Annotated in this window: 10 protein-coding genes; 4 read left to right on the forward strand and 6 right to left on the reverse strand. The window is 71.4% G+C overall.

Annotated elements, in window-relative coordinates:
* Positions 1-13: 13 nt before the first annotated feature.
* Both E6U81_RS35550 and E6U81_RS35555 read right to left on the reverse strand, forming a co-directional pair.
* Positions 14-2,467 carry a trypsin-like serine protease gene (locus E6U81_RS35550; protein WP_168714833.1) on the reverse strand — a complete coding sequence of 818 codons (2,454 nt, stop codon included), beginning with the start codon at positions 2,465-2,467 and terminating at the stop codon, positions 14-16.
* Positions 2,468-2,548: 81 nt separating this feature from the next.
* Positions 2,549-3,061: a hypothetical protein gene (locus E6U81_RS35555; protein ID WP_136234135.1), complete on the reverse strand. Its 513-nt coding sequence runs from the start codon at positions 3,059-3,061 to the stop codon at positions 2,549-2,551.
* Positions 3,062-3,527: 466 nt separating this feature from the next.
* Here E6U81_RS35555 and E6U81_RS35560 point away from each other — a divergent pair, with 466 nt between their 5' ends.
* The 3 genes from E6U81_RS35560 to E6U81_RS35570 all read left to right on the forward strand — a co-directional run bounded on the left by E6U81_RS35560 (position 3,528) and on the right by E6U81_RS35570 (position 9,926).
* Positions 3,528-6,890, forward strand: coding sequence for an ALF repeat-containing protein (locus tag E6U81_RS35560; RefSeq protein ID WP_136234136.1), 3,363 nt, complete (start codon positions 3,528-3,530; stop codon positions 6,888-6,890).
* A 374-nt stretch (positions 6,891-7,264) separates the two neighbouring features.
* Positions 7,265-9,019 (forward strand): DNA/RNA non-specific endonuclease, encoded by a 1,755-nt coding sequence (locus tag E6U81_RS35565; RefSeq protein WP_168714834.1) that lies wholly within the window; start codon positions 7,265-7,267, stop codon positions 9,017-9,019.
* Positions 9,020-9,050: 31 nt separating this feature from the next.
* Positions 9,051-9,926 carry a hypothetical protein gene (locus tag E6U81_RS35570; protein WP_136234138.1) on the forward strand — a complete coding sequence of 292 codons (876 nt, stop codon included), beginning with the start codon at positions 9,051-9,053 and terminating at the stop codon, positions 9,924-9,926.
* A 33-nt stretch (positions 9,927-9,959) separates the two neighbouring features.
* Here the strand turns inward: E6U81_RS35570 and E6U81_RS35575 are convergent, their stop codons facing one another.
* Together E6U81_RS35575 and E6U81_RS35580 are read right to left on the reverse strand one after the other, a co-directional pair.
* On the reverse strand, positions 9,960-10,679 hold the full coding sequence (locus E6U81_RS35575) for a peptidoglycan recognition family protein (RefSeq protein ID WP_240804204.1): 720 nt from the start codon (positions 10,677-10,679) through the stop codon (positions 9,960-9,962).
* Between the two features lie 188 nt (positions 10,680-10,867).
* Entirely contained in the window at positions 10,868-11,344 is a 477-nt protein-coding gene (locus E6U81_RS35580) for a DM13 domain-containing protein (RefSeq protein ID WP_136234152.1), read from the reverse strand.
* Between the two features lie 243 nt (positions 11,345-11,587).
* Between E6U81_RS35580 and E6U81_RS35585 the strand changes: the two genes are divergently transcribed.
* A complete protein-coding gene (locus E6U81_RS35585) occupies positions 11,588-12,559 on the forward strand; it encodes an SDR family oxidoreductase (protein ID WP_136234139.1) in 972 nt (323 codons plus the stop codon).
* Here E6U81_RS35585 and E6U81_RS35590 read toward each other — a convergent pair.
* Positions 12,550-13,650, reverse strand: coding sequence for a WYL domain-containing protein (locus tag E6U81_RS35590; RefSeq protein ID WP_136234140.1), 1,101 nt, complete (start codon positions 13,648-13,650; stop codon positions 12,550-12,552). The genes E6U81_RS35585 and E6U81_RS35590 overlap by 10 nt on opposite strands.
* Before the next feature lie 10 nt (positions 13,651-13,660).
* Complete coding sequence (locus E6U81_RS35595; protein WP_206310105.1) at positions 13,661-14,593, reverse strand: hypothetical protein; 933 nt, start codon at positions 14,591-14,593, stop codon at positions 13,661-13,663.
* Positions 14,594-14,752: the final 159 nt, after the last annotated feature.

The raw sequence follows: 14,752 nt of genomic DNA on the forward strand, positions 1-14,752 counted from the left end.
AGGGGTCGGGGTGTTACCGGGTGGTGGTGGCGGTGAGGTCGGCCGGCGTGGCGACAGTGCCGGGAACCTGGCGCCAGGCGGTCCACTTGCCCAGGGTGGTGTCGAGGGTCGTGCTCTGGACCTTGCCGGCGGCGCCGATCGCGTAGACGTTGACGTTGCCGGCGGCGGAGGCGCTGGAGAGGCGGGTCAGTCCCGTGCCGCCGACCTTGGTCCAGGACGGCTTGAAGGCGCCGGCGAGGTAGTCGCCCGCCTGGCTGTAGAGGGCGCCGTCGGAGCCGATGACCTGGATCTGCACCGTGGCCCCGACGCGGGAGACCGTGATGTCCTTGGCTCCGGTGATCCCGCCGGGGATGTCGCCCCAGTTGTTCCAGGTGTTGTTGCGGGTGTCGAGGTCACGGCCGTAGACCTTGCCGCCGGCGATGCCGTAGAGGCGGACGTAGGGGCCGGCCTTGACGGAGGTGAGGCTGGTCAGACCGGTGAATCCCGGAACGGCGGCCCAGTTGGCGTTCCAGCGGCCGGAGTTGTAGTTGCCGACCTGCGTGTGGAGGTCGCCGTTGGAACCCACGATCTGCACGTACAGCACGTTGTCGATCATGGCGGCGGAGATGTCCTTGACACCTGCGGCGCCGCCCGGCACCTCGGTCCAGCTGCCCCAGACGTTGGTGGTCGGGTTGTACTCGCGGTCGTAGACCCGGCCTCCGGCCACGCCGACGTAGCGGATCGTGCTTCCGGTGTCGACGCTGGTGAGGTTGGTGATCGGGAGACCGTCGACGTTGTTCCACCCGGCCCCGAAGGCGCCGGTGGCCAGGGTGCCGGTCTGAACGGCCAGTGCGTTGTTCGCGGTCGCGGCCAGCGTCACCTTGGAGGGTGCGGCCAGGATCGCGGCGGACACGTCGCCGGCGCCGGAGATGCCGCCCCTGACTTTCCGGAACGCGCTCCAGGTACCGGTGCCCGTGTCGAGCCGGGCGTTGTCGACCCTGCCCGCGGCGTCGGTCGCGTAGAGCTCGACGCCGTTGCCCGAAGGCGCGCTGGTGATGTTCGTCAGGCCGGCGCCGCCGACCCTGCTCCATGCGTCGTTCCAGCGGCCGGCGTCGTAGTTGCCGAACTGGGTCCACAGGGCACCGTCACCGCCGATGATCTGCACCTGGACGTTGTTGCCGACCATGCTGGAGGCGATGTCCTTGACGCCGCCCGCGCCACCGGGTATCTCGCCCCAGGACGTCCACCTGCTGTTGCGGGTGTCGAAGTCGCGACCGTAGACGCGCCCGTCGGCGACGGCTTGGACGCGGACGATGGGACCGGCGGGCGCGCTGGTGACACGGGTCAGCCCGGATGCTCCGACGGCCTCCCACCGGTCGTTCCAGCGGCCGGCCCGGTAGTCGGCGACCTGCGAGTGGAGGTTGCCGCCGGCGCCGACGATCTGGACGTGGACGCTGGAGCCCACCAGGGAGGCGGCGATGTCCTTCGCGCCGGCGGCGCCACCGGGCACCTCGGCCCAGCCGGACCACCTGCCGTTCGCCGCCAGGTGCAGGTCCTGGCCGTAGACCCGTCCGTCGACGATCGCGTAGGCACGCACCGTGTCGCCGTCGCGGACGGTCGCCACGCGGGACACTTCCTTGCCGTCGACCTTCGCCCAGGACTGGCCGTACTCCCCGTGGCCGAGGTCCCCGAACTGGGACCACATCGCTCCGCCGCCACCGGCCAGCAGGGACACCTGGTCGCCGGTGCGCGGGGCGGTGACCGACCCGATCCACGCCGCGAGGTCGTCGGTACGGGCGGCTGTGGCGCCGGTACGGGTCTCGGTCGCGGGGGTTCCGAGGCAGCCGCCCTGCCAGGAGCGGCTGTTGATGGCCACGAGCTCACCGGCGGCGTTGAGGAGGGGGCCTCCGGTGTCGCCCTTGCAGAGGGCGTCCGCGCCCTTGCCGGTGATCGAGAGGCTGGTCGCGTCGGAGGAGTTCGCGGTGAACGTGCCGGTGTGCAGCTTGCCCGGCACCCACTCCGTCCTCGTGCGCCCGAAGCCCGCCGCGGTCAGCTCGACACCGGCCGCGGGAGCGGTGGCGGCGGGCTTGACCGGAACGATGTCGGTGACGGGAGAGTCCAGTCGGCCCAGGACGAGGTCGCGATCGGCGGCGCTCGCGGAGACCTCCACGACGTCGCGGGCCTGCCCGGCGAATGTGGCGGTGGTCTTGCGCGCGGGCTTCCCGGCCGCGACAGGGCTGCCGGGAGTGGGCGCCAGGCAGCTGGCGGCCGTCAGGACCCACCGAGGGTCGACCAGGACCGCGCTGCAGCCCCGGCTGCTGGTCTCGTCGCCGACGACGAGGGCTGCGGTGAAGGCGTACCGGCCGGCGGGTGCTTCGGGACCCGTGACGGCCTGGGCAGGTGCCGCCGACACGAGGCCCGCCGCGACGGCGGTGGCCGTCATGAGCAGACCGGTCGTCCGCGTGGGGAGGGGACGAGTTTCAGGCATGGTCTTCTTTCGGAGTAGGAAAGATTGCCGATGTCGTCGGAAGGGGTGCCGACGCATGAAAGTTGTTTTCCCCGATGTCGGCTACTTGGAAGTCCTGATCTCCAGAAGCATGAAATCGCGGCCCTGCTCGTCCGCGGTCTGGCCGACGGCCGTCCACGCATTCTTGTCGACGGTGAACGTCTTCTGCTCGGTGCCGGTGGACATCTCGACCTGCGCCGCGTAGTTGTTTCCCTTCACTCCGAAGACGGACGGGATTTCCAGGCTCAGGTAGCCGACGTCCCCGGTGACGCGGAAGCAGACCTTCTCGTTCTTGAGGGGGAATACCTCCATCAGTTCGGGTGCGCCGGTGCATTCCGCAAGGAGGATATGGCCGTTCCCGCTCTTGAGCTTGATCTTCTGCTCGGCAAGGATTTTGTCGGCGTTCGGGTAGGAGAAGTCCTCGACGGCGTAACCCGGACCCTCATCGGCGATCGACTGCGTCGCGAGGCTCTCCGTTCCGGCCCCGCCGGTCACTCCACCTACAAAGGCCCAGGTCAGTGCCCCGGCTGTCAGAGCCGCACCGGCGATCCGCAGGATTGCGCTACGTGCCTTCATTGCCGTCCTTAATGTCGGTCCAACGTCGTTTCGCGAGCGCACTTGAGTGCGCCGCCAGAAAAAATGCGGAGCCCGAGTGCGGGTGCGCATGTAATTGCGGCTATCCCCGGGCATGACTGATCGGCGCACTCGAAACGCAGCTGATTCGAGGGCGCGTCAGTGGCTGACGATCTTCTGAATGAAACCAAGACATTCATCGTCCAGCCAATGGGATATAAGCCCCATAACGGGACATGACTGCCCCTGGTGACGTGACTTGCGCCACTCCGTGGAATGGTTGTGACGATTTCTCGAAAATTCGTGGTCGAGATCCGGCCATTTTTCATCCACGGTGCCGTTCGGGTTCGAGCCGGGCGTGTTCCGGGCGTGTGTGCTGCATATGGTCGGGTCATCGCCGCCCGATGAAGAATCTTGGGCGGGCTATCGCCTCGGCTTCTGCGGGGAATAAAGTCAGAGAGGTTCTTCTGTGCAGGAAACATTCTGGAGTCGGCGTCGCTTCACCACCGCCGTCGCGGCGAGCGCGGCCGTTGTCTCGACGCCCTGGCTGTCCGTCACGCCGGTCCGGGCAGCCCCCCGGGCGGGCGCGGCCGCCTCCGGCGGCGCGCCCGGCGACGCGCTGGCGCTTCCGGACACGGACCGGGCCAGGGCCGTCAAGGCGTGGATTCTGGGCGGCCGTTCGGTCAAGGAGGCGGCCGCCTACGCCCTCGGCGGCACCGACCAGGAGATCACGACCTTCCTCGCCGAGCAGTTGCCGAAGGCCACGCGCATCGACAACCGGGTCACCGCCTTCACGTACCTGGGCTTCGGAGGCCAGGGCGTCCGAAGGGACGCGGGCGCCGCCCTCGGGGGCGGGGACGAGGCGATATCCGCGTTCGTCAAGGAAGGCTTCCGCGCCTCGGTCACGGAGGACATGCGGGTCTCGACGCTCAGCGTCATGGCCAATGGGGGAAAGAGCGTCAAGCGTGACGGCAACGCCGCGCTGAGCGCCGGCACGGACCAGGCGCTGGAGCAGTTCCTGCTCGCCGGCCAGTACGACGCCAGGCTGGAGGACAAGCGGGTCGAGATTGTCCGCAGCCTCGCCACGGCCGGCCCGGAGCTGAAGAAGTACGCGAACCGGGCCCTGAGCGGGAACGCGGACGACGTGCAGTGGTACCTCGACACCGGCCAGCACATCGCACGGGCCCGTGACCAGGAGGCCGCCACCATCGGGCAGTTGGTCGCCATCGTCGAGCGTGAGAGCGCGCGTGCCCGGGAACAGACCGACCTCGCCGTCGAGGCCTCCGAGCGCGCGACGACGGCCGCGAGCAAGGCCAAGGAGAAGGCCGAGACGGCTGCGGCCGAGGCCGAGAAGGCGAGGGACGACGTCCGGCGGTCCGCCGAAGCGGCCCGTGAGGCCGCCACCGCCGCGAGCGGAGCCGCGTCAGCCGCCCGGACGGCCATCCGTGCCTCCTCCGCAGCGGTCGAGGCTTCGCAGCGGGCGTCCTGGGCGGCCACGGCCGCCTCACAGGCCGCTGCCGCCGCCGGCTCCGCGGCCACTCGCGCCTACAACGCCGCGATCGCCGCGTCGAAGGACGCGTCGAAGACCAATGAGGCGAAGAACGCCGCCGTCGCCGCCCGGGATGCCGCCGCGAAGGCGAACTCCGCGGCGAAGGCGGCCGACGACGCGGCCGTCGCGTCCGAGCAGTCCGCGAACGCCGGTGTGGCCGCCGCGGGTGCGGCACGCAACGCCGCGGCCGCCGCCAAGGCCTCCGCCCAGGCTGCCGCCGCCTCCGGCGCCGCCCAGGGCGAGGCGGCCGAGGCCAAGCGCCAGGCCGAGATCGCTTCCAGCGCCGCCAACCAGGCGACCAACGCCGCCTCCACGGCCCAGGCCCTGGCCTCGACCGCCGCGCAGGCCGCACGCAAGGCGAACACGGCGGCCAAGTCGGCCGCCCGACACGCCGAGAAGGCGGCCGACGCCGCGGAAGAGGCCGTCAAGTACGCCGGCCAGGCCATCGACTTCGCGAACAAGTCCACCGCCCACGCCGACGAGGCGGTCAAGGCGGCCAACCTTGCGACGCAGGCCGTCGCCGACGCGATCGATGTGGAGAAGAACGCCCGCGCCGCCGAGACGGCCATGCTGACGGCCGACAAGCTGCAGGGCATGAAGGAGGCCGCGCAGCTCGCCCTCCTGGACAAGAGCGAACGTGCGGCCACGCTGAACAAGCGCACTCAGGCACAGCAGACCGCCCAGGCCACCAAGGACCTGATAGCCAAGGCGGAGGAGGCCCTCGGGAACGAGGACCTCACCGCCGCCGCCGCCCTCGGCCGCCAGGCGGCCATCGCACTGCTGGACTCGAAGGGTAGCTGGAGCCGCCAGGCCGCCCGCTTCGCACTCGCCGGCTCCGACTACGACGTGCACTCCTGGATCGACCTCGACCGGCAGCTCGCCGAGTCCCAGGACGACCGAGAGACCATCCTCTTCATCGCTCAGGTCTCCGAGCCGGCCGTCGCGAAGGCGGCGATGCAGGCCCTCGCCGGCGGCACCCCCGCACAAGGGGACTTCAACACCAGTGGTGTCATCAGGTCGCGCGCCGAGGACAACAGGATCAACATCCTCAAGATCCTGCACGAGAAGCCCGGCGCATCCGTCACCAAGGCCGCCAACGACGCGCTCAACAAGAACACGCCGGAGGCCCTCCAGAAGTTCTTCGACGAGGACCTGCCCAAGGCTGTCGAAGAGGACGACGCCGTCCGGACCCTCAAGATCATCACCAGTGGTGGCGAGTACTCCAAGGCGTACGGCGAGGTGGCCATGCAGGGACCGGCATGGCTGCGCCGACGCTTCGTGGAGGCCGTCCAGCACAAGGCCGCCCAGCTCGACTACGACTCCCTCAGTCACGCCGCCGCCATGCAGGCGACCATCGCCGCGGCATCCAAGATCGCCCATGAGGCACAGAAGGACGCGGCACTCGCTTCCAAGGTCGCGGCGGACGCCCGGAACGCGGGCCAGAAGGCGCAGGAATGGGCCGACAAGGCAGTGGCATCGGCGCAACTGGCCGATGACTTCGCCCTCAAGGCCCGCCAGCACGCGGACGCGGCGGACAAGTCGGCCGCCGACGCCCAGAATTCGGCGAACAGGGCCAAGGACGCCGCCGCCACCGCCCAGAGCGCGTCCCGCGCGGCCAACCACTCCGCCAACCGCGCCGTCGACGCGGCCCGCAGCGCACTGGCCTCGTCGTACAGCGCCCAGGCCTCCGCCGCCAATGCCCACCAGTCCGCGCTCGCCGCGGGGCAGGACGCCAGGACCGCCGCCACAGCCGCCGCCCAGGCGCGCCAGATCGCCGCCGACAAGCGGACGGCGGAGGTGCAGGAAGCCGCGCGTCTGGCCGCCGAGCAGGCGCAGAAGGACCGGGACGCCCAGCGCAACCCCTCCGACACGTCGCAGAACGACACGGTCAATCCCAAGGGGAGCCAGCCCGGCAAGGACGAATGGTGGAACGACGCCAAGTGGTGGGCCGACACCGCCGACAAGGTGAGCGTGGCCGCAGGGCTCCTCGCGGCGGGCTTCGCCGTCTCCTGCGTGTTCTTCCCGGCGGCACCCGTTCTCGGCAGCATCGCCGCGGTCTGCTTCGGCGTCTCCGTCGTCGCGGCCGGAGTCAGCGCCATCGCCAGCGGAATCGAATACGGCTTCAGCAGCGGCGAATTCGCCTCGTCCGCCGGCCGCGCGGCGCTGGGGCTGGTCACCCGCGGCGGCGGACGGGTCGCCACCAAGGTGGCCAAGCCGGTCGTGCGCACGGTGGAGAAGGCGGCCGGTGCGGCCTCCAGGGTGCTCTACGACCTCGTTGCCTGACAGTGCAGCCGCCCGACTGACCTGGCGGCGCGTCAGGTCAGTCCTCCCCTGTCCCCCAGCCCGCTCCGCCCCCGGCCCACGGCCATGGGGCGGGGCACGCACGCCCAACAGCTGAATCGTTTCGGCGTGCGCCTTTCCCCTTGATGCCCCACTCCTCACCGAAAGCAGCCATGTCAACATCACGCAGGAGACGGATACTTCCCGGTCTCCTCCTCGTACTGAGCCTCACCGCCACCACCACGGGCACCGCCGCCGCCGACGGCCGAGCGGCCCAGGCTCCTGCGCCCACCACCGTGTCCGCGAGCGCCGGCGTCATCGGGACGCCGGGGTCGTCCCCGGACACGGCCGGTCCCGGCAGCACCCGTCCGGCCACGGTGAGCACCAAGGCGGAGTGCGAGCCCACGCCCGCCGGTTCCCGTGAGCGCGAGGCGGGCGCCGTGCAGGCGTGCGTCACCACGATCGCCACACCGTTGGCGGCGGCCGTGCGCAAGCCCCGCGCCGCCGCGCCGCCGGCCGCCGCGCCCGCTGCGGCGGCCGACACGGGCAGCTGCGCCGTGGCCGGCGGGACGTGGTGGTACAGCCGCTTCGCGTACTGCGTGCACAGCCTGACCGTGCTCTACACGCTCAAGGACACCAACGGCGCCGTGGTCGGCACCGGCACGCTCAACGTATCGAGCAGCTCCGTCCTGCCCGCCCAGGGCACCACGTGGAAGGAGAAGGTCGCGGTGACCATGACCGGTGCGACCGGCGCGGTCACGGCCCTGAACGTGAAGTTCAGGGCCGCCTGCTCGGCCGGCTGCACGGTCACCAAGGCTGCCCCGTGGACGGGCAAGAAAGTGGTCAAGGACCAGCTCATCAGCGGCGACGTGTCCTACGAGTCCACTCCGGCGGCCGGCACCGCGGTCGACTTCACGACGTCGTACCTCATGTACGTGACGATGCCGGGCGCCCAGATCACGGACCCGAACGCCTCCTGGGGCAACCCGGAGAAGATCCGCTGCGACAACTCCGTCGGCACGCCCGAGCCCGGCTGTGTCGTGCCCAGCCAGATGCCCGTCGTCAAGATGAGCGACCAGCCCAGCCCTTCGGGTGCGGGGGCCGCTGCGGCCGGCTACTTGTGGGCCCAGAACAACCTCGCCGGCTGGGGGAGCGCCAAGCCGCTGACGCGGGCGAAGGACGGCGTTGCCGACCGGTCGGCCAAGACCTGTGGAACCTTCCAGGCCCGGACGGACATCGTCCCCGGCGACAGCTGCGGGGAGTTCCCCTTCGGGGAGAGCCGCGAAGGAGGAGTCGACGGCGCTCAGTGCACCGAACTCCTGCCCCGCCACAGCACCAGCGGCGGATGGGTCGTGGACGTGCTGGACGGTGGTACGGGCGGACCTTGTGCCCGCTCCCACGTCCCGCTCGCGGACCGGCAGGCGGCTCAGAGCCGGCTCTCCGAGGAGTTCGCCAACCAGCGAGTGGTGGACGGCGAGCAGTTCAAGCTGGAGGTGTCCGGTTCGATCGTCGAGCCGAAGGCGGTCTGCCGGCAGACCCTTCCGGCCGGAGCGTTCAGGTCCGGCAACGGGTGGGTCAAGAACACCACCGAACCGGTCCCGCACACCGACAAGAACACCACGCCCCAGGGTCCGCCCGGTCTCCGGGCGTCCGCCGCACAGGCCTGTCTGGGCACGAACACGGTCGAAGGAACCCACGCCGAGGGGGACATCACCGGCTGGGGGGACGCCGCGTGGTTCCGCACGGCCAACCGCCAGACGGCCGGCCTCGCACGCTGCCACCTGATCGCCCACATCCTCGGAGGAACCGGCGAGAAGAACGACGGCGGGCCGGCCAATCTCGTCCCCTGCTGGCAGGTGGGAATGAACACCGGAACGCCCAGCATGCGGACCTACGAGGCCTTGGCGCAGAATGCGGTGAAGGCGGTGAAGGACGGAGGCATCCTGGGACCGAACGACGCTGTCTTCTACCAGGTGACGCCCGAGTACCGCGACAGCACCAGCACGATTCCCCACCGGGTTCTGATGAGCGCCAGGGTCGAGCGGTCGGACGGGAAGTCGCAGCCGCTGTTCCCCGATGTCTACATCGACAACACCCAGGGCAAAACCGGACTGCTGAATCTCGGAAACTAGTTCCGTCCAGCATGCACCAACGGGAGCCAGAATGAGACGTACCACTCCGCCGCGACCCATCGACGTGACCGCGGTCCTTCCTCAACTGGCCCCGCTGGCGCGCCCGGCGATCCGGTTGCATCCCCGCCCCGGTTCGCCGACACCGCTGGACAGCTCGGTCGGCGGGCCACTGCTGTGGCCCGCCGGCGAGCCCTGGCCGCACTGCGACGAGCTGCACGAGTGGTACGACAGTGAGCTCGACGAATGGCGGGAGGGCCCGAACGCCATGCTGCCCGTGGCCCAGTTGTACGTGCGCGACGTGCCCCTGCTGCGGCCGCCGGGGCAGGCCGACGTTCTCCAGCTCCTGTGGTGCCCGTTCGAGCACGAGCCGGATTACAAGCCGCCGACCAGGCTGTTCTGGCGATCGGCTGCCGAGGTCACCGACCTGCTCGCGGTGCCGCCCGTGACGGCCGCCGTGGAGTACGACGAGTACGTGCCGGAGCGGTGCGTCATCGCGCCGGAAGAAGTCACGGAATTCCCGCATTCGCTGCAACTGGGGAAGGAGTTGCAGCAGCAGCTGGAGGACTGGAACGGCGGGCAGGAGTCCGGAGCCGCGTTCTACAAGCACGAACTGTCCCTTGCCCCCGGCTGGAAGGCCGGCGGCTGGACCCCGTGGGGTCTGACCGATCCGATTGTCCAGAACTGCGCCGTCTGCGATGCGGAAATGACCCCGTTGCTCACCATCGCCTCGAAGGAGTGGCATTCCCGCCGACTCAGCTGGGTCCCGTACGAGGACCGGGACATCGCCGCGGTCGCCGGCTCCGGCGTGGAGAATTCGCCCCGGGTGCAGATTTCAGGGGGCAATCACCTGCAGCTCTACGTCTGCCCGGAGTCCCCGGAACACCCGCACTCCGACCTGATCCAGTGACATCGCCCGTCCGTGGCCGGCGGGGGGACCCCCTCAGCGGGGGTACCTGCCGCGGGCCGCGGTGAGGATTTCTCCCGTCTGGGCGGAGCGGAGGGGGCCGGGGCACGCGTGGCCGCCCCAGGCCCGGCCGCCCATGCTGTGGATGCCCAGGCCCCGGCCCAGCGGGGTGGGGGCGGGGGCCAGGGGCCAGCCGTGCTGGGCCATGCCCCAGGCGTAGATGCGGGCCACGGCGTCCACCTGCTGCGCGGTGAGCGGCCGGCTCGCGAACCCCGAGGTCTCCACCGAGAGCCACGACGGGTTGCCGGTGCCCTGGGCCCAGGCCCGGTCGTGCGCGGAGACGTACTGTTCGATCTCGCCGGACTGCGAGACCCAGAAGTGCGCGGAGGACCTCACGGCCGGGTCGCTGAAGCGGTCGTGGAGTGAGTTCTCGCCCTCCTGCACATGCAGGACCAGACCCCGCACCTCCCGGAGCCCGCCCGGAGTGAAGTTCACCGACAGGGGCTTGAGGGCCGCGTCCGGCATCCACGGCTGCGCGGGCACGGAAGCCGCCTCGACGGGCGACGGCCCCGTCCCGCCCTCGTCCTCCGCCTCCAACGGCCCGGGTCCGGGGTCCGGGATGATGCCGGCACCCCCGCCGAAGTCGGCGACGACGCCGAAGGCGGTGGCGATGAGTCCGCTGCTGGCGCAGACCATCGCGTCGCGGCGCGACACGGCCCGCCGTTTCGGCGTCGGCTTCGGTTTGCGGTGGGTCACGCGCGCGGCGCCCTGGCTGCGGCTCGGCGGGAACGGAGCATCGGTGGGTCCTTTGCTGGACTGACGTTCTCCAGCGGAATGCTTCCCGACCATTAATGTCGGAACGAGACCGAATGATGACCGTTTCGTGACAGGCGGAAGGGCGCCTTCCCGTAGACCCGGCCGATGGCCGGCTCGTCGTGCCGAGGTCAGCTGAGGGTCGCCGCGCCGAAGGAGACATCGAAGCGGTCGCACCAGATGGTGACGCTGCTGTAGTCGGACAGGTTCACGTCGGCCGGGATCTCGTAGTTCTGGTCGCCCTTGTTGCCCTTGAGCTTGCCCAGGCTCACGTACTTGCCGTCGTCGAAGACGCGCCATCCGGCGACGCCCTCCTTCACCGGTGCATCGGTCAACCAGACGCGCAGATCAGGGCCGTTGCTGGTGTCGAGGTTCTCCAGGCGCAGGGTCTGCGATCCGTCGGCGAGGCGGATCAGCCTCGCCGTCCCCGTCGTGGTGTGCTCATGGCTGATCAGCGTGCCCTGGGCGAGGGTCTGCGGGCCGGCGGCCGGGGCACCGGAAGCCGCACCGCCCGCGGAGGGCTGCTGCGGGGAGGCCGCGCTCGGCAGCGCCTCGCTGACGGTGTCGTCCCGCCACAGCTTCCACGGCTGGAACCAGTACGAGCCCATGCCCAGCACCAGCACCACCACCCCCGCGATCAGCGCTCCGAGCCACGTCCGACCGCGCCGCTTCGTATCCGCCACTGCATCCCCACTTCCTCACCGGTCCGCTCGCCGGCCCGTTCACCGCAATTCAACGCGGCGCAGGCCCGTGGTGCCATGACCGGCCTGATGACGAAGTTCTTACGTCTTCTCCGGTGGGTGCGGGAAAAGGTGACAGGATCTGTCGGTTCTGGCTCGGACGATGGGTGGATGAGCCATGAGAACAAGACCATCCGGAACACGGCCCCCGGCCACCCGCGGCGTCCGCTCGCCGATCGGATCGCGCTGGTGGCGGGAGCGACCCGCGGTGCCGGCCGCGCCCAGGCCGTCGAGCTCGGCCGGGCCGGCGCCACCGTGTACGTCACCGGCCGCACCACCCGGACCCGGGTCAGCGAGGTCGGCCGGACGACCGAAACCATCGAGGAGAGCGCCGAGTTGGTCACCGCAGCGGGCGGCACCGGCATCGCGGTGCCCACCGACCACCTCGACGGGGAACGGGTACGCGCCCTCGCCGACCGGATCGACCGGGAACAGGGACGGCTCGACGTGCTCGTCAACGACCTGTGGGGCGGCGAGCACCTCCTCGTCGGCTCCGTCTTCGGGAAGAAGAGCTGGGAGACCCCCCTCGCCGACGGCCTGCGCATCCTCGAACTCGGCGTGCGCTCGCACGTGATCACCGCGGCGCTGCTCCTGCCCCTGCTGATCCGTTCGGACGCGCCCCTGTACGTGGAGGTCACCGACGGCACGGCGCACTCCAACCGCCGCTACCGCGAGAACATGTACTACGACCTGGCCAAGACCGCACCGATCCGGCTCGCGTTCGGACTGGGCCAGGAGCTGGCGGAGTACGGGGGCACGGCCGTCGCCGTCTCGCCGGGCTTCCTGCGCTCCGAGCAGATGCTCGCGCACTTCGGGGTGAGCGAGGAGAACTGGCGCGACGCGATCGCCCAGGAGCCGGCCTTCGCCGTCGCCGAGTCCCCGCAGTACCTGGCCCGCGGGGTCGCCGCGCTGGCCGCCGATCCAGGCCGGGCCGCCCGCTGGAACGGCAAGTCCGCCTGCAGCGCCGAACTCGCGAGGGCGTACGGGGTACGGGACGTGGACGGCAGCCGCCCCGATGCCTGGGCGTACTTCGAGGCCGCCGCCCACGGCGGCGAGGAGGTCTCCCCCGAGGACTACCGCTGACCCTCCGCGCCCGGCGCCTCCCCGGGCGCCGCGCCCGGCGCCGCCTCCTTCGCCTCCGGCCGGTAGAGGGCGGCCAGGGCCCCTGCACGCTCACGGAAGCGGGTGCGCAGGGAGGCCGGGGCGAGCACTTCGACGTCCGCGCCGAGCCGGGCCAGCTGGTCGTAGGCGACGTCCTCGGACTCCGCGGGCAGGGCGAGGGTGACCAGGCCGCCGTCGTCCGGGGGGCCGGCGGACGCCAGCGCGTCCTCGACGGCGGCTCCGTCCACCACGGACGGCAGCCGGTCCAGCCCCCATGCGGTCAGCCGCACCGTGACGGTGGTGCGCAGCAGGGCGCGGGCGAACTCGTACGAGCGCTCCTCCCAGTGCGCGGCCAGGTCGAAGTGCGCGTCGCGCACGAACACGTCCTGGCCGCCGGGGGCGGGTGCCAGGGCCGTGACGCGGTCGACGCGGTACGTGCGCCAGCCGCCGCCCGGCTCGCCCCCCTTCCCGGCCGTGTCATCGGCCCGGTCGCGCAGGCGGGCCACGGCGTACCAGGTGCCCGCCTTCAGGACGAGGCCGTACGGCTCCACCACCCGGGACACCGCGGAAGCCGGCGAGCCGTCCCGGCCCGGCCGCGCGTAGGACAGCTCGACGATCCGGTCCGACCACACCGCGCGGGCCAGTTCCGGCAGCAGCTCGGGCGCCGAGGGCTCGCGGAACCACGCCGGGGCGTCGAGGTGGAAGCGGCGTACCGACGCCTCGGCGGCCGCGCGCACGGACGGCAGCAGAGTGGCCGTCAGCTTCAGCCGGGCGGTGTCCGCCGCGTCCGACAGCCCCAGGTCCCGCAGCGCCGACGGCAGCCCGGACAGGAACAGGGTCTCCGCCTCGGACGGGCGCAGGGTGGTGAGCCGGGTCCGGTAGCCGGGCGCCAGGTGGTAGCCGCCGGTGCGGCCGCGCTCCGACCGGACGGGGACGCCGGCCTCCTGCAGGGCCTGGGCGTCGCGGATCACCGTCCGCTCGGAGACGTCCAGTTCGCGGGCGAGGGCGGCCGCGGTCAGGCCGGGGTTCGACTGGACGAGGAGGGCCATGCGGATCAGGCGGGCGGCACGCATGCCCCAAGGATCACGGACCCGGCGGACGCATGGCGCCACCCGGTCCGTTTCGTCCGGCCCGCCCGGCATGATCGGCGGCCGCCGGCGGCAGCGTCCGGTGGATGAGCCGGAGTGCGGCCGAGCGCGGAGGCTGCCAGACGCGCCGGTCCTCGTACGGCCAGGCGTAGATCGGGGCCCCGTCGCGGACGCAGCCGAGCAGGCCCGGCTCCGAGAGCTCGTGGGCCGACCACTCGTAGAGCTGTTGCAGGCGCGGAACGATCATCCCGAAATCGAGGAGGCGGCCGAAGCCGATCTCCCGGTCGAGGTGGGACTGCACCGTGCCGCGGAGCGGGTACTCGTCGGGGAGCACACGCGACAGCTGCAGGAAGATCCCGGTCATGCCGAGCCTCGGATCACCGAGGAACGGCGCGAGCGGACGCAGCGGGCCGAGCGAGATGCGGGGCGCGGCGACGAGGGTGTGGGCGTAGAGCACGCGGCAGAGGACGACGTTCATGAAGAACCGCTCGACCTCGTTCTCCGCCTCCGCGAGGCCGCGGTTGTCGAGGTACGCGGCGACCACGCTCCCGTTGTGCGCCCGGTACCAGGCCCGGGCGGTGGGGTGGTCGGCGAACGACCGCCAGAGGCCGACCGCGGGCGAGGACGCCGGTCCGCGCAGCCCCCCGCTCAGGGCCACCGCCTCGCAGCCGTCGCGGAGGATGCGCTCGTTCACCGCACGCCACCACTCACTGCCGGGCCGGTCGCCCGACGGGGGCCGCAGGACGCCCCGCCGTAGCTGCCAGCCCATGAACGACATCGCGGCCCGGCGGAACGGCAGGTGCCGGGGTGCCTTGCCGAACGGGCCCGAGTAGCAGCGCCTCATCAGGGCCGTCCGCCCGGCGGGGTCGTCGCGGACCCGGGCGACCTGCCGCGCCGCCCACACGGCGGCCGTGACGTCGGACGTCATGCCCACAGGATGACACGCGCCAGGCCCGCGGCACCGTTCCCGGCGGCGCGGCCGCGCGGCCGTGGTTCCGCAGCCCCGGCCTGCTGCCGGGGCCACGTGACCGGGGTACGGTTCGGGGCCGTCCCCCACCGAACGGCAGGGTGTCTCCGACTGGTACGA

Origin of the sequence: Streptomyces sp. A0592 (assembly GCF_004795115.1) — a bacterium.
Taxonomy (GTDB): domain Bacteria; phylum Actinomycetota; class Actinomycetes; order Streptomycetales; family Streptomycetaceae; genus Streptomyces; species Streptomyces erythrochromogenes.

Excerpts from the sequence above, each read along its gene's own strand:
- E6U81_RS35595 (WP_206310105.1), bottom strand. The coding sequence starts at position 14,593 with ATGACGTCCGACGTCACGGCCGCCGTGTGGGCGGCGCGGCAGGTCGCC.
- E6U81_RS35550 (WP_168714833.1), bottom strand. The coding sequence starts at position 2,467 with ATGCCTGAAACTCGTCCCCTCCCCACGCGGACGACCGGTCTGCTCATG.
- E6U81_RS35580 (WP_136234152.1), bottom strand. The coding sequence starts at position 11,344 with ATGGGCTCGTACTGGTTCCAGCCGTGGAAGCTGTGGCGGGACGACACC.
- E6U81_RS35555 (WP_136234135.1), bottom strand. The coding sequence starts at position 3,061 with ATGAAGGCACGTAGCGCAATCCTGCGGATCGCCGGTGCGGCTCTGACA.
- E6U81_RS35585 (WP_136234139.1), top strand. The coding sequence starts at position 11,588 with ATGAGCCATGAGAACAAGACCATCCGGAACACGGCCCCCGGCCACCCG.
- E6U81_RS35590 (WP_136234140.1), bottom strand. The coding sequence starts at position 13,650 with ATGCGTGCCGCCCGCCTGATCCGCATGGCCCTCCTCGTCCAGTCGAAC.
- E6U81_RS35570 (WP_136234138.1), top strand. The coding sequence starts at position 9,051 with ATGAGACGTACCACTCCGCCGCGACCCATCGACGTGACCGCGGTCCTT.